Source organism: Micromonospora sp. NPDC049051 (assembly GCF_043197575.1).
GTDB lineage: Bacteria > Actinomycetota > Actinomycetes > Mycobacteriales > Micromonosporaceae > Micromonospora.
This window is the reverse complement of record NZ_JBICTL010000005.1, coordinates 44,970-62,680: the sequence shown is the minus strand read 5'-3', so window position 1 is coordinate 62,680 and position 17,711 is coordinate 44,970. Positions and strand designations below refer to the sequence as shown.

Below are 17,711 nucleotides of genomic sequence, written 5' to 3'. Positions count from 1 at the left end.
CCATGTAGTGGATTCAATGGAGGGTCAGCCAGCCGACGGGTCGTGGGGTGCCGGCTCGTCGGCTTGCGGGAGCCGCTGGGTGGCGGGATGGCGGGGACCGCTGTCGCTCTGCTCGTCGGGAGTCGGCTCGACCTTCCGCTTACCCTTGAAGGGCTGATGCGGAAGTTCGATGCCGATTGCTCGGGCGTGCTCGGCGAGGATGCCGCCGGCTTCGGCGAGCAGCCGAGAGCCGTCACGGAGCTTGACGATTCCTTGGGCGTAGTTACCCAGCACCCGGTTGACCAGGGGGTTGGTGGCTCCGGTGGTCAGGGCGCGGAACTCGGCTCGGGCGTTCTTGGCGTCCTGGATGACGACCTTGGTCAGGTCCTGCTGTTGGCTGATGGAGACGTGCAGGTCTCGGAGCGCGGCGGCGAGGTCGGGCAGGGTCACGATTGGTACCTCCGGATGATGTCGGCTGCGGGATCGGGGCCGGCGGTGATTCGGCGGGCATTGATGAGCTGAGGTCGGGTCGCGCCGGGTGTTCTTCGGGGTAGGCCGCCGTAGCGGGTGAAGGTGTCGGCGGCTTGCTCGTTGGTGGGCAGGGGCCGATGAGGGGGCAGCGCAGGCAGTAGCCGGTGGCGCTGGAGGTGACGTGCTCATCGAGCGCTCGCTGCGCGACGGTGAGTTGGTCGATGGCCGCTGCGGACAGGTAGACGGTGGCGGACATGTCATCCCTGCGGATGTGGGAGGGCGGCGACGCGGGCGAGGACTTGCCGGAAGCGCCCGGCTCGGCCGTGCGAGGTCAGTTCGATGCCTTCGAGCCACACCCACTGGCCGTCGTACCAGAGGCTGAGATCGAGGCGGACGCAGACGATCCGCAGCCGGAGCGGGCCGCTGCCGTGCTGGTAGTCCTGTTCGCGTAGGTGCACGACGTCGCCGGGTGCGACGGCGACTACAGGTGCGATCGGCGTGGGGGTCACAGTCCGCTCGTCCAACCCGTTCGGCCGGGATGCGTGCGGGATCTGCGGCCTCCGCAGTCGGGGCAGTTCAGCGCCGCCCCACACCGTCGGCACCATCGGGACTTGACCTTGAACAGAAACAGTCCGGCGGCGAAGCCGAGCATCGCGACCACCACCAGGACGAGGGATGGAACCACTGCGTTGCCTCCCTGACTCGGCCTCTCGCGGGGACGCAGCCCGCTCGGGTGACGGGGTGCGTCCCGTCGAGAGGCGTCCAAGGCCGGACGGGCGGTTGGGGCCCCTGGGAGCGCGAGCCCTTCGCCGTACCGTGCGGCTTTCGTGGGCCGCACCGGCCTGACATGCTCATGCCCATAGTGCCTATGCACTAGTGAGAATGCAAGGATTGCATTAGCACGAAGGTCACTTGCCCGGCCTGCCTGGATGTTGCATCCGCACGGCGGGCACACTTTGACTACGACAGGAGCGAAGGGACATGGAGTTGTCAGCTCGACGGCAACCACCCACCGTGCGCCTCCGGCGGCTCGCGGCGGAGCTGCGCGGACTGCGCACCGCGGCCGGCCTCACCCGCGACGAGGTCAGCGAGCAGACCGGCATCAACCCCGCCACCCTCTACCGCATCGAGACGGCCAAGGTCCGCCCGCAGCGGCGCACCCTGATGGCGATGCTTGACAAGTACGGCGTCACCGACGAGGACAAGCGCAGCGAGCTGATCGCCCTGTCCCGCCAGGCCGCGCAGCTGGGCTGGCTCCAGGCGTACGAGTCGGAACTGCCGGAGCTCTACACCACGTACATCAGCTTCGAAGCCGAAGCCCGCTCGGTCCGCAACTACGAGTCGCTCTTCGTTCCGGGCCTCCTGCAGACCGAGAACTACGCCCGCGCCGTGATCCGGGGTGTGTTGCCGCTGGCGACCGACGCGGACGTGCAGGCCCGGGTGGAGGCGCGCATGCAGCGGCAGGAGTCGCTCCGCAAGACGGAGCCGCTGCGCCTCTGGGCGATCCTCGACGAAGCCGTCCTGCACCGGCTGACTGGCGGACCAGCCGTCATGGCCGAACAGCTCGACGCCCTGGTGAGCGTGGCGGGCCAGCCGCACGTCACCCTTCAAGTCATCCCGTTTACCTCGGGCGCGCACGCCGGCATGCCCGGCTCGTTCGTCGTCATGGACTTCCCCGACCCGGCCGACCCCGCCCTGGTGTACGTCGACAGCATGGCCGGCGACCTGTTCCTCGAACGGGAAGCAGACGTCCGCCGCTACACCAGCACGTTCGAACACCTCCGCGCTACCGCACTCGACCCAACCAGCTCGATCAACCTGATCCAGGAACACGCCGCGGCAATCAGTCAGGGAGGAGGTACGGGATGACCTCAGTCGACCTGTCCCGCGCCCAGTGGAAGAAGAGCACCCGATCCAGCGGGAACGGCCAATGCGTCGAGGTCGCCAACCTCGCCGACGCGGTAGCTCTCCGGGACAGCAAGGACCCGACCGGGCCGGCCCTCCTGTTCTGCCGGGATGATTGGACCAGCTTCTTGGCCGGCGCCAAGTACGGCCACTTCAACCAGCAGTAGGCGAACGCATCCGTCGGACGGGCCCAGCCGATCGTCGGCGACCATGGGCACGGTTCTGTATGGCTGCTACTTGCGCCACCAACTGGGGCGGCCGCGCATACCGTGGTGCCAGGCGTCGGCCTGAACTCGGGTCGCGTCGATGGCCTGCTGGTCGCGCTCGGAGCGGTACTCGCGGTGGGGCTGATGCGGGCTCCAGTCGCCGATGAAGGGCCGTAGGTCGTCGGGTTTGGGTTCGATGTCGAAGTCGATGCCAGCGAGGGCTCCGTCGCCGCAGGTGGGATCAAGGCGGGCTGCCGCGGCTCGCGCCCAGCCGATCCATCGGGCACGGTTGTCCAAGTCGTCCGGCCTGTCGGAACCGGCTACTTCGAGGGCATCGCAGAAGGCGCGGATCTCGTTAGCGGAGATCCAGGAGTCGTAGGCTCGCCGGAACGCCTTCTTGCGTAAAAGCTCGGCGGCCTGGGGACGAGCCTCGTCGAGGGCCGCTTGCCAGCGGCGACGCTCATCTGCCCGCTTCCTCTCTTGCTCAGCAACGTATTCGTCGTGAGCACGCTGAGCAGCCTGCTTGGCTTCCTCGTCGGCGGCGATGCCGGCTTCGACGTCGCTGATAATGCGGGGAAGGCGTTTCTCCAAGAGGGTGCGCTTGTCGTCGGCCCAGCTGTCCTTCTTGTCCCAGCCAGCGCGGGCAATTTCCAACCGCAGCCGTCCGGAGGCGACCCGGTCGGTCTTGGGGAGCACCATCCACCGGTTGCGGCGCAGCTGCCGGGCCTCCTGCTCGGTGGGGACGTGGGGGATCTCGTCGTACTCCTCGATCAACCGGACTCTGCGACGGGTCTTGTCGACTTGGAGGTAGACCGACGGGTTCTTGGTCTTGGTGTTCACCCAGACCCGGTGGCCCCGCCGTCGGGCCTCGGCGGCGAGGCCGCGGATCAAATCCAGCGCCCGAGGGACGGATGCCTTCGTAACCTCCAGTCCGGCCGGGTTCTTTTCCAGCGCGGCGAACACGAGGTTCGGGTCGGTGGTGACACGGCGTGTGTTGAGCCGGATCCGGTTCCAATCCCTGTCGTTCGGGTCGTCGTCGCTGGATAGCCGGATGATCAGGTCTCCGGCGGCGCGGCCGGTGTGCTTGAGGTGGAAGCCGGCGGGTACAAAGCCGTGCTGCTTGGCCGCGTGGATGACCCGCCGATACAGGGCACGTTCCTCGAAGTCGGGGCTCTCGACTCGCACGGTTCCGCCCTCGGCCTGCAGGCGTTCCACGAGCTGCCGGGCCTGCTCGACCGTTGCGGTGGTCGGAGGCTGCGGCGAGTCGGCCGATGTGGCGCCGCCACCGACTCGCGGCCGGCTCGAAGCCGACTCACTACGCTTGGCGGTGATAGCGGTCCGGGTGCGCTGGCGGGGTGTCGCCCTGCCGGGCTGGAGCCGGTCGGGGTGGTCGGGGTGGATGCCGTTGTCGTGGTAGAAGCGGCCGGCGTCGGTGATCTGAGCCCGCCATACGCCGCCCCGGCGGCTGATGTCGACGAGCCTGCGCGTCTGCAATGCCCGAGCGGAGTGGCGCTGGTCGAGTCCGTCGGGGCCACTGAGGTCGTCCCCATCACCGATGCGCCGTAGCAACAGCAGTTGATGTTGCTTCAGCGGATCCCATCTCTGCACCCTCCCGACCTTCGGCGGCCTGGGCCTGATCCGCAAGTACGACACCCTGTCTCAGTTCGATGAGGTCTCATCGACCCACGCGGCGCGCCTCCCTCCTCCGAGGTGAACCGGGACAGCCGTGAAACAAATACTCGCGTATCGTCGATACGCGATTTGTTTGTCGGCCTGCTCCTCCTAGTTTCGAGTGCGGACAACAAACCACATAGGAGGAGGCATGGCGTTGAGGCTGGTGCAGCTGGTCGGTGATCTTCCCGGGCCGTACATCATGGGCGCCATTCTGTTACCGGTGCTGTTCGTCGGCTGGGTCATCGTTAGCGAGCGGCGGACCCGTCACCTCACGCAGCTGATCCGCGCGGTGCGGGGATCGGTCCGCCCTGGAGGCGGCTCCCGTGGCCGTAGCCGAGAGGAGCGCTGACGATGTCCACCTCGGAGCTGTTTATGACGAAGGAGGAGGTGGCTCGCGCTGCCGGCGTCACCACCCAAGCGGTGAGCAACTGGGCGCGTAGGCACCCCAACTTTCCTCAGCTCGTCCGGCACGGATCCCAGGATGGCTATCTGACGTCGGCGGTGGCGGCGTGGTTCGATGGCCGCCAGATCCCACGTCCCGTATTGCTGCCGGGCGAGCGCCTAGGAATCACCTACGGGGAACGGTTCCGCTCCTCGGTGGGATACCCGGCATCACCGAATGCCAACGATCCAACCCAAGCGCCGGTTGCGGAGTCACTCGACGAGGATCTGTGGGCGCCGCTGGAGCCGCTACTACGCAAGAGCGAGGTACCGGCCGCCTTCGAGGCCGTCGTCTTGTCCCTGCTGTGCCTGCGCGATATTTCTCCTGCCGACTGGGCGGCCGTGTCGAGAGCCTCCGTCGAGACGATCCATGAGATCGTCACGCGGGCGTGGCAGCGGCAGCCGGAGCGCATGGCGGCTGCCACAACAGCCCTTCGAGACGCGCCAGCGACGCTTTACGGGCGGGATCGACTCCTCAAGATCGTCAGCATCCTTTCCGCGGTCCGGGCGCCCGCCGATCAGGTGTTCGAGTATTTGCTCGACCGGTTTGCCAGATTCCGGCACAGCAGCCCAGACGAGTACCTCGTCCCGTCCGAGCTGGCGCACCTGATGGTGCGGATGGTCGATCCCACGCTCAGTGACCGCGTGCACGACCCGTGCTGCGGCCCGGGGAGCCTGCTGGTGGCTGCGGGAAAACACATGGCCGGCACCGGCTCGCCGGTCACTTTCACCGGCCGGGCGGCGACGGCCAGGACCTGGAGCCTCGCCACGATGAACGCCGCAATCCACGGCGTGCGAGTCGACCTCGGAGATGGGCCGCCGTCGGACCCCGGGGAGATCGACGCCGAACCGGGCCGGTTCGATGTCGTGCTGCTCAACCCGCCGTTCGGCATGAGGAACTGGAGCCTTCCCACGGCCCGATCGGCACGCCCGTGGCCGTACGGCGAGCCTTCCCCGCACAACGTCACCATGGCCTGGCTGCAGGCGGCGGTCGAGGCGCTCGCGCCCGGCGGCCGGGCTGCCGTGATCATGCCCTACAACGCCACGTTCGCGCTCACCGCCAGGGAGCGGGAGATCAGAGGGGCGATGGTCGAGCACGGAACCGTTCGCTGTGTCGTCGCGCTGCCCAGTCACCTGTTCCGCGAGACCACAGTCCCGGTAACGGTGTGGATACTGGTCCGCCCCGGCGACAAGGCGACCGGCGAAGTTCTCTTCGTCGATGCCTGCGGAGCGACTCGCAGGAGCAGTCCCACCAACCGTGTGCTGACGGAGCATGGCCGCCAAGCAATCCTCAACGCGTATCAGGGATGGACGAACGGGACAGCCGTCCTCCCGATCGCAACGGAAGACTTCGCCGCCACCACAGCGACCGTGCTGGAGATCCGGGAGCACGGCCACGACCTTCAGCCCAGCACCTATCTGAAACAGCATCGGCAAGTCATGCCCGACCCGCGGACCTCGCCCACGCTTCCCGAACTGCGGAACGACCTGACCCGACTAGACGCCGAGGCCAAGAAAGCCGACCTGGCCCTCGACCGCTGCCTCGAAGGGTTAGTGTCGTGGACACGCTGATCGGCCCCGTCCCGGATGACTGGCAGATGCGGCGTCTCGACGAGTGCTGCGACGTGCAACCAGGCCCGTCCGGCACCACGTTGAGATCCTCCGCGTACATGATCGGAGGCGTCCCCGTCGTGAAGGCCGGCGACATCAGCCTCGAGGGAATCCACCCCAGCGTCAGCGTCGACGAGGAAACCGCCAGACGCCTACGGCCACGGTACGAGCTCCGCCCCGGCGACATCGTGCTCGTGCGCATCGGCATAACAACCCGGCATGCGATGGTGACCGACCGACAGAATTCCTGGCTGCTCGGCGGCTCCTGCATCCGCATCCGCGCAAAGCAAAACATCTCCGCGGAGTACATCGGGTGCTACCTCACCCACCCGGCGGTGCAGGAGTGGCTGGCCGAACATACCCAGCGTGGAGTGCTGCCGACGCTTAACGGCCGCAAGATCCGGACAATGCCCCTCGTGCTGCCGCCCGCAGCCGTGCAGCTGAGCATTACCGAGGTCGCCAGGGCCATCGACACAAAGATCCGCGCGCATAAGGACGTCATCCAGGCCACCCAAGCGCTACGTGGACTACTTATTCCGCAGATGCTCGCCGGCAATCCCGTGCTGACGGAGGCAAGCGTCAGTCGTGACGCGTAGGGCTTCGGTCTGAGAAAGTCGCGGCGGAGCCGGGCCGGCGCGGGCATCAGCGCACGTGATCAACACGCCGACGACTACGTGAGGTTGGCGTGCGTCTCCCCACCCGGCGGCACCTTGAAGTAGGCGTCCACCTCAGCTACACCGGTGCACCCCGTTTCGGCCCTGGACGGGCACGGACGCAGTTCCTTCATTCTGTCGGCGCTCAGAACGGCGTTGGCGGCCGGACTGGCCTCGTACCGACCGCACACCGGGCAGGAAACGTACTCGGTCCGTCTGATCCACGCCCCTATCGGGCCGTCCTGCTCATCGAGGGCCATGATGCCGAACGTATCTCATCCCGACTGGTAGGGACAGACCACCGCTTGTCCACGCTCGACCGCCCGGCGTCTCACATTATGAGAGACCGGGAGATTTCGTCAAGATTTTTTGGCCTGGGTGGGGCGGGACTGGAGCGGACTGTTGCACACCGCAGGCGAACAGAGGCGAACGTTCATCGCTCCGCCCAGCGCTTCGGACCGGCCGATCGCACTTGACCGGCGTGTTCCGCTGATGCGCAATAGAGGCACGTCCTCGTGCGGCGACCTGGCCACCGGGCCGATCAGCGAACGGGCGGGCGCTCCCGGATGGAGCGCCCGCTGTCGTCGCGGTCCTCGACTGGTCGTAGGCGTGCGAGCTACCTGACGGGAGGTCCCTCATGAAGGATCTGGTTCCGGCGAGCTGAGCCGGCCCATCGTGCTGGACGCGTTGACGCGCGCCGCCCGGTAGCCCCGGTCCCGCCCTTCGCCTGGACTGAGGCCCGGGTGGTCCGCTGGATCGTTCTCTCGCCGTTTGTCAAGCAACTGTCACCCATGGTCGTGGTTCCACGGCCGTGGCGATGGGTGCTGTCCGCTTCTGCCTTGGCCGCCCGGCTCCGCTCGGGGATGGCTGCGTTCCTTGACAACTACACAGCCACCAACCCCCGCTGCCGCTCGTGCCGTCTCGCTCGCCGGGCGAGACAGGACCGTGCCCAGATCCTGCCCGGCCCGAGGAGCGACGGCGACACACCAAAATGATCTCCACTCTGCGGGCCGTCGACCCGGCGGTCCACTCTCACTACCCCTTCCATAAGGAGTCTCGTTGCTTCTCGCCCACCTCCCCGATCGCCTGCACCGCCGGCCGGCTCGACGTCGCGGGCCGGTGCTGACAGAACCCGTCTTGACCTCCGTCCGGGGGTCAGGGTTGGCGTCCGTGTTGACGTCAGTGTTGAACCTGACCCCCGAACGGACCCCCGTCCCGTCCTCACAGTGCAGGTCGCTCCGGCTGTCACCGGCTGCGGCCTGTCCTCCGACAGACCCTCCACGTCTCGGGTCTCTCCCCCGGGGGTCCGTCATCCGCATCCGCTTGAAAGGGGGTGACCGCCGCTGATGGTTGATCCTGTGCTGCGAGTCCAGTCCCAGCTCACCGGACGGGACCGGGTCCTGCTGGGCTGGCTGTACGACCACGGTGTACTGACCTCGTTCCAGGTCGCCCACGCCCTGTTCCCGTCGCTGGACTTCTGCCAACGGCGGCTACGCAAGCTGCACCAGTTGCGGCTGGTGGACCGGTTCCGGCCGCAGCGGCCCGACGGCGGCTCCTACCCCTACCACTACCTGCTCGACCAGCTCGGCGCCGACGTCGTCGCCGCGGACCGCGACGAGCGCCCACCCCGCCGCGACCACGCCCGCATTCAGCGGCGGCGGTGGACCTCCACCCGGGCACTGACCCACCGGCTCGGGGTGAACCAGTTCTTCACCGACCTGGCCGGCTACGCCCGCACCCACCCCGACACGGACCTGGTTCGCTGGCTACCCGAGGCCGTGTGCGCCCGCTCGGGCGTGTTCACCCGGCCCGACGACCCCGCCCTGGTCCGCGCCTATCAGCCCCGGGTCAGACCCGACGGCTACGCCCTGTGGGCCGAACACGGCCGCCTGGTGCCGGTCTTCGTCGAGTACGACACCGGCGGCGAGCAGCTCGACGTGCTGACCGGCAAACTCGCCGGCTACCGGGACCTGTTCGGCACCCTCGGTCAGGTCTGGCCCGTGCTGTTCTGGCTGCACTCCACCACCCGGGAACGCAACCTGCGGCTGCGGCTGGCCGACGAACCCACCGGGCTGCCCGTCGCGACCGCCGCCCGCGACTACGCCACCACCGCCGGCCTGAGTCCCGCCGACGCCGTCTGGGCCACCGGCGGGCCGCATCGGCTGCGCCTGGCCGACCTGGCCGACCACACCCTCCACACCAACCACCACCGCGACGCTGCCGACTGACAGCCCCGCCGGTCTGTCACGGATCTGTCGACAGCCCGCCGACAGCGGCTGACAGATCACCGAGAGATTGGAGTCCCATCCGCTGACAGATCACCGGGCTACCCTCCCACCCGACTCGACGGGCTGCAATTCGAACGAAAGGAGCAACGGATGAACGAAATCCTCCGACCCCAGCCGGCTTTCCCGCTTTTCGGAGGAACGTGGCCCACAAGCCGCACCACGAAAACGACGTCCGGAGCTATCCTGACGCACCACATCCCGGTACCGCCACCAACAACGGCGGTGCGAAGACACCCCGCACCCGCAACCAAGAAACCAACATTCCGATGCGGATCGCGCGGATCGAAACCGTACCCATGTCCCCTACCGAACTCGACAACGCCGCCGAAGCACTCGCCGTCTTGCTCAACCATTTCATCGACGACCACCCCGACCTCTTCCAGTAACCCGCCCTGCCGGTGGCGGCCCGCCCGGCCGCCACCGGCACCACCCCTCCACCGCGAAGGACACCACCGCATGACAGCCCCACCTCTCGCCCCACCCAAGCGGCGCGGCCGACGCGCCCACCAACCCACCACAGCCGAGCGGCCTACCGGCCCGTGCCGGGTCTGCGTCTACATCCGCCGCTCCACCGACGACGAACACCAACCGTTCTCACTCGACGCCCAACGCGCCGCCCTGGAGAAATACGTCGCCTCCCAACCCGGGTGGACCATCGTCGCCGAATACGAAGACGACGCCTCCGGCGCCACCACCCACCGCCCCGGCCTCCGCAAAGCACTCCACGCCGCGAAAGCCGGCCTCTACGACGTCCTTCTCGTCTACCGACTCGACCGATTCAGCCGCAGCGTCGCCGACCTACTCGACCTCATCAACATCCTCGAAGCATCCGGCGTCCGATTCTCCTCCGCCACCGAACCCGTCGACACCGGCGGACCCTTCGGCCGCATGATGCTCCAACTCCTCGCCGTGTTCGCCGAATTCGAACGCAACATCATCATCGACCGAGTGAAAAGTGGCATGACCGCGAAAGCCAGCAAAGGCAAATGGGCCGGCGGCACCCGCCCCTACGGCTACCTCGTCAACCCCGACCACCGCCTCGTCCCCCACCCCGACGAGGCACCCATCCTCCGCGACATCTTCCGCCTTTACACCCGCGACCGCGTCGGCACCCGCGCCATCGCCACCATCCTCAACGAACGCGGCGTCCCGAACCGGACCGGGAAGAAGTGGTCCGGACACACCATCAACCGGATCCTGGACAACCCCGCCTACGTCGGGGACATCGCCTACCGCGACGTCTACGTCCCCGACGCCCACGACGCGCTCATCGACCGGGACACCTTCCAACGCGCCCAGGACATCGCCAACGCGCGCGGTGACGTCCAAACCCAGCGGGCCATGTCCGACTCGGACTACTACCTCACCGGCCTACTGACATGTCCACGCTGCGGACAGCGCTACATCGGCACGTCCGCCAACGGACGGACCCGCCGCTACCGCTACTACACCTGCTTCACCCGCACCCGATACGGCAAACACGCCACCTGCGACGCACCCCGCCTACCCGCCGACGACCTCGACAACGCCATCCTCACCGCGCTGCACGACTTCTACACCACCGCCGAACCTGTCCTGACCGCCATGATCGAACGCGCCCACGCCCAACGCAACAGCACCACCGACGACCGAGGCGCTGAACTCACCGCCCTCGCCCACCAGATCACCACCACCGAGGCGGCCATCGACCGGTATCACACCGCGTTCGAGAACGGCACCATGGACGACGCCACTGCCGGCCCCCGTATCCGGGAACTCCGCCAACGGCTGGCCCAACTCCATGCCCGGCACGCCGAACTCGCAGCCGGTCTCGCCGCCCAGCCCGCCCCACCGGCACCCGGCACCATCGCCCTGATCCGCGACTACCTCACCACGATCATGGCCAGCGGCAGCGACACCGAACGCAAGGCCGCCATCGAGACCCTCATCGCCGAAGTCCAACTCACTGACCAGGGAGTCGTCCCCGTGTTCAAGATCCCCACCGACACGACAATGTCCCCGCCCGAGAAGGACGGGGACACTTCAGGAGTACCACCGGTTCGCACAATGGTGCGGTCGGTGGGGCGGGCGGGACTCGAACCCGCGACCGAGGGATTATGAGTCCCCTGCTCTAACCGGCTGAGCTACCGCCCCAACACCGCGCCGGAGTTTATCCCGCCCGGTGGATCACCGGCCAGCACGAAACGGCGCCGTCGCTCATCGGCGTCTTCGGCGCAGCAGCACGATGGGCAACGCGAGGATAACAGTGAGCAGCCAGCCCACCGCGATGGTGCCCCACAGCCAGCCCTTGTCGCTCTCGGCGGTCTCGGTGACGAACATGCCGAGGGTGAGCAGGAAGGTTCCGCCGCCGATCGCCAGCGCGGCGAGGCCGCTGACGACCATCAGCGGGATCTCCCACCAGGAACGCCGCGCCGGCTCCCGTCGACCGAGGGCGGTCGTCGCGGCCCGTGGCTGCGGGATGCGGTCCGGGTCGCGGGCCGGCATGACCACCTGCCGGTCGGCCGGCACCTGGGAGTCGATGACCCGGATCGCGCCGGGGTGCAGGTCGAACATGGTCGGTTCGATGCGCATCGAGATGGCGTCGTCGCCGATGAGCTGCCGGGCGCCGTCGGGCCAGGCGAGCATCAGGGCGCAGTCGGCGTACCGCACGGTGAGTGGGCCGCCGTGGCCGTGCCAGCTCACCCCGTCGACGCCGACGTGCAGCTCGCCGTCGCCCTCCTTCTCCCGGTAGGCGGTGCCGCTCACCGTGTCGGCCGAGCGCGTCGGTGCCTCGGCGAAGCCGGCCCAGTCGGCCCGGTGGCCCTCGGGCACCATGAGCAGCGCGGTGGTCAGCGCCTCGCGGGCCACCTCGTGCACGTCGTCGATGTCGACGGCCTTCAGCTCGGCCCGGTGCTCGTCGACCGTGAGGTTGCGCTCCCCGGTGAGCACGTTGAAGGCGTACGACGGCAGCCGCGCCGCGTCCACCTCGGCGGTGCCGAGGAAATCCTCCCGCTTCGCCACGACGGCGTCGAGGTCGGCCTGGTCGATCCGGCCGACCCGCAGCTTGGCGAGCGTGTCGACGAAGCCGCCCAGCACGGCGTCCTGCTTCTCCGGCAGCGCGTCGGCGAGCGCCCGCAGCGTCGCGTGGCCGTCGCCGCGCGGCTCGTAGCCCGCCGTGGTCTGGTAGGAGAGCCCGCCGTCCTGGCGCAGCGCCCGGTACAGCTCGCGCTCCAGCACCCCGGCGAAGACGCTCGCGGCGGTCCGGCGCCGCACGAGGGCGTCCAGCACCACCGCCCGCGAGCCGCTGACGAAGTACGCGGGGGTCCGCGGCAGCGCCGACGACGCCGCCGGCACCGGCCGCCGTACGCCCGATGGCAGCGCCAGCCGCAGCCCGGCGGGCACGGCCTTCCCGGCGATCCACAGCACCGCGTTCTCCCGGGTGAACCAGCGGGCCGCCCACTGCCGCAGGTCGTCGGCGGTGAGCGCGCCCAGCCCCCACTCCGGGTAGCTGATGAGGCCGAAGTCGCGGGCGCCGTGCCGCCACAGCGGGATGTCGTCGGCGGCGGCCGTGCCCCGGCTGCTGTGCTCGGTACGCAGGATCTCCTTCTCCACGTCCAGGCGGCCGGTCGGCAGCTCGGTCAGGTTGGCGCAGACCGAGGTGAGGAAGGTGGCGATGTCCTGCGCGGAGCCCTGCATGTGGAACGTGGTGAACACCGGCCCGGTGGCGCCGTTGACGTGGTAGTCGGCCAGCCCGAGGGGGGCCAGCGCGAGGTGTTCCAGCAGGTGGGTGATGCCGCTGCGGGCGAGCGTCTCGTCGGCGGTGCCGACCCGGAAGGTCAGCCCGGCGCGCATCGGCCCGCCGGTGGGGGCGAGCAGCGTGGGCACCCCGTCCACGTCCAGCTCCTGGATCATCGCGGGCGACCCTTCTCGTACGCCTCGGCGCGGTACCTGACGTATCCCTTGGCCCCGCCGAGGTAGGACCAGGGGTACTCGCTGCCGAGGTTGCCGAGCGCCTCGAACTGGGCGCGGGCGGCGTCCCACATCTCCAACCGGCTGAGCATCAGCGCGAAGACGGAGCGGACGGACACCCAGCCGGGCCGGTGTTGGAAGGCCGGGTGCAGCACCGAGCGTTCGGCGGCCTCCCGGACGTCCCTGGCGACCTGCGGGTCGCGCAGGTACTGGGCGCGCTGCGCCGAGGTGTCGCAGTCGACCCAGCGTTCCAGGTGCGCCTCGGCGACCAGCACCCCGTTGGGGGCGCCCTCGGGCGCGGCCAGCATGCACTCGCGGGCGAAGGCGAACGCCTTCTCCCAGTTGCCGCTCCACTTCGGGCAGTACTGCTGGAGCAGCGAGGTCTGCGCGGAGAGGTGGTGCGGCGCGTACGCGACCAGTCGGTCGTAGCGGCGGCGGGCCTCGGCCTGGCCGAGTTGCAGGCCCATCGCGGTGGGCAGCCGCAGTTGCCAGGCCGCCACGTTGCCCGGGTCGCGTGCGCAGACGTCGATGAGCAACTGCTCCGCCTGCCGCAGGTGGGTGTGGAACCGGTCGAACTGCTCCCGGCTGACGTGCGCGGCCCGGGCGTCGGAGCGGATCTTCCAGCCGACCTCGATCAGGTGCGAGGCGAGCAGGGTCGCGGCCAGGGTGTCGTCGGGTTGCCGCGCGAGCACCGAGCGGAGGAACGGCTCGATGCCGTCGACCTCGCCGCCGACGCGTACGAGCATGGTGCGCCCGTCCCAGTCGAGCGGCTCCAGGAGCCGGCGGACGCCGGGCCAGTCGCCCCCGGCGAGCGCCGCGCGCAGGTGCGTGACCTCGGCAAACGCGGCGGCCGGGTCGAAGTTGGGCACCGGGAGGGGGGCGGGCATGGCGAGGATCATAGGTGATCTTCATCGGCGGCCCAGCCCTCCGTTCAGGCGGTACGCAGCTCCGTCAGGACGGCTCCGGCGGCACGCCAGCCGCTGGCCAGGGCGCCCTGGACCGACGGGCTGTCCCGATGGTCCCCGGCCACGAACAGCCCCTCCCCGAGCGCCACCGGCTTGCGCAGCCGCCCCTGCGGCGGGGGCGCGGCGGGCAGCGCGTCGGGGATGACGACCGTGGTCAGGTGGGTCCAGTCCGCCGTGGAGCGGCCGTAGAGGCGGGCGAGTTCCGCCCGTACGGTCGGCTCGGGCGGGGCCGACGGGCCGACGACCGAGGTGGCGACCAGGTGCCGCCCGTCCGGCGCGTACGTGGGCGCGGCCCGGCTGACCACCGCCGTGTTGGCGACGATCTCCCGCCGGTCGCCGTCGACGAGCAGGATCGGCTCGTCCAGCGGCGGCTCCCCGGTGCTGTGGTAGTACGTGGTGTAGCTGTGCATGCGTACCGCCGGCAGACCTGGCAGCAGCGTGGCCGCCGCCGGCGGGTCCACGGCGACCACGACGGCGCGGCAGGCGATGTCGCCGGCCTGGGTGCGGACCCTCCCGGGCGCCACCTCGGCGACCGGGGTGTCCAGGTCGATCAGCTCCGCCGGCAGCGGGTCGGCGACGGCGCGGGGCAGCGCGGCCATCCCCTCGGCGGGCAGGCCGATCCGGCCCCGGGCGAAGGAGCGCAGCACCATCGCCAGCACGTGGCTGGAGGTCTCCAGCTCGCGGTCGATGAGGACGCCGGAGAGGAACGGCCGCAGCAGCTCCTCGATGATCGCGTCGGAGAGGCCGGCGCGGCGCAGCGCGGTCTGGCTGGTGGTCTCCGGGGCGGCGAGCAGCCGGTCCTTCGGCAGGGTGGCGCAGCCGGTGGCGAGCGCGGCGAGGCGCAGCCGGTCGAGCAGCGAGCCCACGCCGGCCAGCGCGGTGCCGGGCACGCCGGTGGGTTCGCGCAGCGGGTGCACCAGGCGGGTCAGCCGATCGCCCCTGCGCACCAGCACGCCGGAGGTGAAGTGGCCGAGGCGCAGCCGGTCGACGTCGAGCAGGGCACCGAGCCGGGGGTACGCGGTGTTGAGCACCTGGAAGCCCCGGTCCAGCAGGTAGCCGTCGACGGCGTCGGTGGCGACCCGACCGCCGAGCCGGCCGCCGGCCTCGAGCAGCCGCCACGGCACTCCCGCGCGGTGCAGCCGCCGGGCTGCGGCAAGCCCGGCCAGGCCGCCGCCGACCACGACCACGTCGGTGTCAGCGCGCACCTTGCCCCCTTCCGCTCTCCGTCCCGCCCCTGGCGCGCGGCGCCCCGGGCCTCGCCGTCCTGCGGGTGCCCGGCGGTCGGCTGGCGTCGGCGACCGCCGCTGGCGACGGAGGACCTGCTGACCGCGCACGGGGTCGCCCTGCCCGCGGCGGGTTTCCGCCACGGCGACCGTTTCCGGGCATCGCACACCTACCCGCACGGACCGGCGCACCGATGACGCGGCGGGAGTCCGGGTCGGCATCGACCATCCTGCCGGGCGAACGGGCCCGGGGTGGGGGAAACGGATCGCGCCCGCCCGACCAAAGCGGGGCGGGGCGGCAACGGCGAACGCCCGCCGGCAGGGCCGACGGGCGTCTGGTGTGGAAGCTCCCCCGTTTGGACTCGAACCAAAAACCTGCCGGTTAACAGCCGGCTGCTCTGCCAATTGAGCTACGGGGGACCGCTACGTCATCCGGCACCGATCTCGCTGTGCCGTGCGACGGGGACAAGAGTACAGGATTCCGGGGGGTGTTGGTCCAGGGGGTTACCTGCCGCCCCGTCCCCGGGCGACACGACAATAAACCCAGACAAATCGTCATCACGGCACAAGGAGGTATGAGCGGAGAGCAGGATGGGTAGTTAGCTGCGGACAGAGAAGGCAGGCGCGATTTGGTCGCCACCGACGGGGTAACCGTCGGACGACGGCGCGTCAGGTACGGAAGGAGCCGCCATGCGCGGAAAGATGATGTTCCTTGGCGGGCTGGCTGCGGGATTCGTCCTGGGCGCCCGTGCCGGTCGGGAGAAGTACGAGGAGCTGGTGATCCGGGGCCGCAAGGTGCTCGACCACCCGACCGTCCAGGAGGCGGCCGGTGTCGCGCAGGCCCAGGCGACCCGCCTCTACAGCGAGGGCAAGGACAAGCTCGGCCAGTCGAAGCTGGGCGAGAAGCTGGGCAGCAACGGCCACAAGCAGGATCTGACTGCCGCCGACGACGCGTTCGCCGGCACGCCGGCCACGGTCGGCGCGAAGAGCGCCACCGGGTCGGGCACGGCCTCGACCCCCGGGTCGGCCAGCACCACGCCCCGTAGCAAGCCGTCCAGCTCGGGTACCAACGGCAGCGCCCTCTGATCACACCTTCGAACGGGCCGGTCGCCTCAGGGCGACCGGCCCGTTCGTGTGCGGACCCACGAGCGAGGGCGCCCGGCGGTGCCGCCGGTGTGGGGGCCGCCGCCCATGACGGGGACCCACGCTCGGGCAGCCCTCGCCCGGGTGCTCGGGTCGGTCAGTCCCTGCTGGTGAACGCGGCGTCGAAGGCCGCGGCCGGGGCGTCGAAGGCGAGCCGGCGGACGAACCGCAACGCCTCCGGGGCGCCGACGAGGCGGTCCATCCCGGCGTCCTCCCACTCGACCGAGATCGGGCCGGCGTAGCCGATCGCGTTCAACGCCCGGAAGCAGTCCTCCCAGGGCACGTCGCCGTGGCCGGTGGAGACGAAGTCCCAGCCGCGCCGCATGTCCGCCCACGGCAGGTGCGAGGCGAGCCGGCCCCTACGCCCGTCGCCGGTGCGTACCTTCGCGTCCTTGCAGTCGACGTGGTAGATCCGGTCGGCGAAGTCGAAGATGAAGTTCACCGGGTCCAGCTCCTGCCAGACGAAGTGCGAGGGATCCCAGTTCAGCCCGAACGCGGGCCGGTGCCCGATCGCCTCCAGCGTCCGCTTCGTCGTCCAGTAGTCGTACGCGATCTCGCTCGGGTGCACCTCGTGGGCGAACCGCACCCCGACCTCGTCGAAGACGTCCAGGATCGGGTTCCACCGGTCGGCGAAGTCCTGGTAGCCGCGCTCGATCATCGACGGCGGCACCGGCGGGAACATCGCCAGCGTGTGCCAGATCGACGATCCGGTGAAGCCGACGACGGTGTCCACCCCGAGCTTCGCCGCCGCCCGCGCCGTGTTCTTGATCTCCTCGGCGGCGCGGCGGCGTACCCCCTCCGGCTCGCCGTCGCCCCAGATCCGCGCCGGCAGGATGCCCTGGTGCCGCTCGTCGATCGGGTGGTCGCAGACGGCCTGGCCGACGAGGTGGTTGGAGATCGCGAAGACCTCCAGGTTGTGCTTCGCCAGGGTCTCCCGCTTCCGCTCGACGTACGAGTCGTCCGCGAGTGCCCTGTCGACCTCGAAGTGGTCGCCCCAGCAGGCGATCTCCAGCCCGTCGTAGCCCCACTCGGCGGCGAGCCGGCAGACCTCGTCGAACGGAAGGTCGGCCCACTGGCCGGTGAAGAGCGTGATGGGTCGCGCCATGGTGCTTCTCCCCTGTGATCATGGGGATTCCGTGGGTGCGTGACCGGGGCGAGGGTGACCGGGCGGGGCCGGGTACGCGGCGGGCCAAGGCGGAACACC

At 69.7% G+C, this 17,711-nt stretch carries 16 protein-coding genes, 2 tRNA genes and 1 pseudogene; 9 read left to right on the top strand and 10 right to left on the bottom strand.

Annotated elements, in window-relative coordinates; all coding sequences use genetic code 11:
- Window positions 1-24 precede the first annotated feature (24 nt).
- Together ACGFIR_RS21500 and ACGFIR_RS21495 are read right to left on the bottom strand one after the other, a co-directional pair.
- A complete protein-coding gene (locus ACGFIR_RS21500; RefSeq protein ID WP_393146709.1) occupies window positions 25-429 on the bottom strand; it encodes a hypothetical protein in 405 nt (134 codons plus the stop codon).
- A 278-nt stretch (window positions 430-707) separates the two neighbouring features.
- A complete protein-coding gene (locus ACGFIR_RS21495) occupies window positions 708-959 on the bottom strand; it encodes a hypothetical protein (RefSeq protein WP_393146707.1) in 252 nt (83 codons plus the stop codon).
- 472 nt (window positions 960-1,431) lie between these two features.
- On the opposite strand from ACGFIR_RS21495, the gene ACGFIR_RS21490 reads away from it, so the two are divergent.
- Window positions 1,432-2,319, top strand: a complete 888-nt coding sequence (locus ACGFIR_RS21490; RefSeq protein ID WP_393146705.1) for a helix-turn-helix domain-containing protein — start codon at window positions 1,432-1,434, stop codon at window positions 2,317-2,319.
- Window positions 2,316-2,522, top strand: coding sequence for a DUF397 domain-containing protein (locus ACGFIR_RS21485; RefSeq protein ID WP_393146703.1), 207 nt, complete (start codon window positions 2,316-2,318; stop codon window positions 2,520-2,522). The genes ACGFIR_RS21490 and ACGFIR_RS21485 overlap by 4 nt, the downstream gene beginning before the upstream one ends.
- A gap of 66 nt (window positions 2,523-2,588) precedes the next feature.
- Here the strand turns inward: ACGFIR_RS21485 and ACGFIR_RS21480 are convergent, their stop codons facing one another.
- Window positions 2,589-4,169 carry a hypothetical protein gene (locus ACGFIR_RS21480; RefSeq protein WP_393146701.1) on the bottom strand — a complete coding sequence of 527 codons (1,581 nt, stop codon included), beginning with the start codon at window positions 4,167-4,169 and terminating at the stop codon, window positions 2,589-2,591.
- A gap of 214 nt (window positions 4,170-4,383) precedes the next feature.
- Between ACGFIR_RS21480 and ACGFIR_RS21475 the strand changes: the two genes are divergently transcribed.
- The 6 genes and pseudogenes from ACGFIR_RS21475 to ACGFIR_RS21450 form a co-directional block, all read left to right on the top strand.
- Window positions 4,384-4,584 carry a hypothetical protein gene (locus ACGFIR_RS21475; protein WP_393146699.1) on the top strand — a complete coding sequence of 67 codons (201 nt, stop codon included), beginning with the start codon at window positions 4,384-4,386 and terminating at the stop codon, window positions 4,582-4,584.
- A gap of 2 nt (window positions 4,585-4,586) precedes the next feature.
- A complete protein-coding gene (locus ACGFIR_RS21470; RefSeq protein ID WP_393146697.1) occupies window positions 4,587-6,248 on the top strand; it encodes a class I SAM-dependent DNA methyltransferase in 1,662 nt (553 codons plus the stop codon).
- The gene (locus tag ACGFIR_RS21465; protein ID WP_393146695.1) at window positions 6,236-6,883 is read left to right on the top strand and encodes a restriction endonuclease subunit S; all 648 of its coding nucleotides are present in this window, start codon (window positions 6,236-6,238) and stop codon (window positions 6,881-6,883) included. Before ACGFIR_RS21470 ends, ACGFIR_RS21465 begins: the two co-directional genes overlap by 13 nt.
- Before the next feature lie 1,403 nt (window positions 6,884-8,286).
- Window positions 8,287-9,168 carry a replication-relaxation family protein gene (locus ACGFIR_RS21460; RefSeq protein WP_393146693.1) on the top strand — a complete coding sequence of 294 codons (882 nt, stop codon included), beginning with the start codon at window positions 8,287-8,289 and terminating at the stop codon, window positions 9,166-9,168.
- A gap of 200 nt (window positions 9,169-9,368) precedes the next feature.
- On the top strand, window positions 9,369-9,614 hold the full coding sequence (locus tag ACGFIR_RS21455) for a hypothetical protein (protein WP_393146691.1): 246 nt from the start codon (window positions 9,369-9,371) through the stop codon (window positions 9,612-9,614).
- 70 nt (window positions 9,615-9,684) lie between these two features.
- Window positions 9,685-10,713: pseudogene (locus tag ACGFIR_RS21450) on the top strand (recombinase family protein); the annotation flags it as partial.
- Between the two features lie 18 nt (window positions 10,714-10,731).
- On the opposite strand, the gene ACGFIR_RS21445 reads toward ACGFIR_RS21450, so the two are convergent.
- From ACGFIR_RS21445 to ACGFIR_RS21420, 6 genes are all read right to left on the bottom strand, one after another.
- The gene (locus tag ACGFIR_RS21445) at window positions 10,732-11,169 is read right to left on the bottom strand and encodes a hypothetical protein (protein ID WP_393146689.1); all 438 of its coding nucleotides are present in this window, start codon (window positions 11,167-11,169) and stop codon (window positions 10,732-10,734) included.
- Between the two features lie 118 nt (window positions 11,170-11,287).
- Window positions 11,288-11,361: transfer RNA gene (locus ACGFIR_RS21440), tRNA-Ile, on the bottom strand.
- Between the two features lie 63 nt (window positions 11,362-11,424).
- Window positions 11,425-13,119, bottom strand: a complete 1,695-nt coding sequence (locus ACGFIR_RS21435) for a M16 family metallopeptidase (protein WP_393146687.1) — start codon at window positions 13,117-13,119, stop codon at window positions 11,425-11,427.
- Complete coding sequence (locus ACGFIR_RS21430) at window positions 13,116-14,063, bottom strand: hypothetical protein (RefSeq protein ID WP_393146685.1); 948 nt, start codon at window positions 14,061-14,063, stop codon at window positions 13,116-13,118. The genes ACGFIR_RS21435 and ACGFIR_RS21430 overlap by 4 nt, the downstream gene beginning before the upstream one ends.
- Before the next feature lie 44 nt (window positions 14,064-14,107).
- Window positions 14,108-15,346, bottom strand: a complete 1,239-nt coding sequence (locus ACGFIR_RS21425) for an NAD(P)/FAD-dependent oxidoreductase (protein ID WP_393146683.1) — start codon at window positions 15,344-15,346, stop codon at window positions 14,108-14,110.
- Window positions 15,347-15,711: 365 nt separating this feature from the next.
- Window positions 15,712-15,784 (bottom strand) — tRNA-Asn (locus ACGFIR_RS21420).
- Window positions 15,785-16,054: 270 nt separating this feature from the next.
- On the opposite strand from ACGFIR_RS21420, the gene ACGFIR_RS21415 reads away from it, so the two are divergent.
- Window positions 16,055-16,450: a hypothetical protein gene (locus ACGFIR_RS21415; protein ID WP_393146681.1), complete on the top strand. Its 396-nt coding sequence runs from the start codon at window positions 16,055-16,057 to the stop codon at window positions 16,448-16,450.
- A gap of 154 nt (window positions 16,451-16,604) precedes the next feature.
- On the opposite strand, the gene ACGFIR_RS21410 is transcribed toward ACGFIR_RS21415, so the two are convergent.
- Entirely contained in the window at window positions 16,605-17,612 is a 1,008-nt protein-coding gene (locus ACGFIR_RS21410) for a sugar phosphate isomerase/epimerase family protein (protein WP_393001655.1), read from the bottom strand.
- Window positions 17,613-17,711: the final 99 nt, after the last annotated feature.

What these genes read in the sequence shown, in the direction of transcription:
- ACGFIR_RS21490 (WP_393146705.1), top strand. Translation starts at nt 1,432, where the DNA reads ATGGAGTTGTCAGCTCGACGGCAACCACCCACCGTGCGCCTCCGGCGG.
- ACGFIR_RS21485 (WP_393146703.1), top strand. Translation starts at nt 2,316, where the DNA reads ATGACCTCAGTCGACCTGTCCCGCGCCCAGTGGAAGAAGAGCACCCGA.
- ACGFIR_RS21475 (WP_393146699.1), top strand. Translation starts at nt 4,384, where the DNA reads ATGGCGTTGAGGCTGGTGCAGCTGGTCGGTGATCTTCCCGGGCCGTAC.
- ACGFIR_RS21470 (WP_393146697.1), top strand. Translation starts at nt 4,587, where the DNA reads ATGTCCACCTCGGAGCTGTTTATGACGAAGGAGGAGGTGGCTCGCGCT.
- ACGFIR_RS21460 (WP_393146693.1), top strand. Translation starts at nt 8,287, where the DNA reads ATGGTTGATCCTGTGCTGCGAGTCCAGTCCCAGCTCACCGGACGGGAC.
- ACGFIR_RS21435 (WP_393146687.1), bottom strand. Translation starts at nt 13,119, where the DNA reads ATGATCCAGGAGCTGGACGTGGACGGGGTGCCCACGCTGCTCGCCCCC.
- ACGFIR_RS21430 (WP_393146685.1), bottom strand. Translation starts at nt 14,063, where the DNA reads ATGCCCGCCCCCCTCCCGGTGCCCAACTTCGACCCGGCCGCCGCGTTT.
- ACGFIR_RS21415 (WP_393146681.1), top strand. Translation starts at nt 16,055, where the DNA reads ATGCGCGGAAAGATGATGTTCCTTGGCGGGCTGGCTGCGGGATTCGTC.
- ACGFIR_RS21410 (WP_393001655.1), bottom strand. Translation starts at nt 17,612, where the DNA reads ATGGCGCGACCCATCACGCTCTTCACCGGCCAGTGGGCCGACCTTCCG.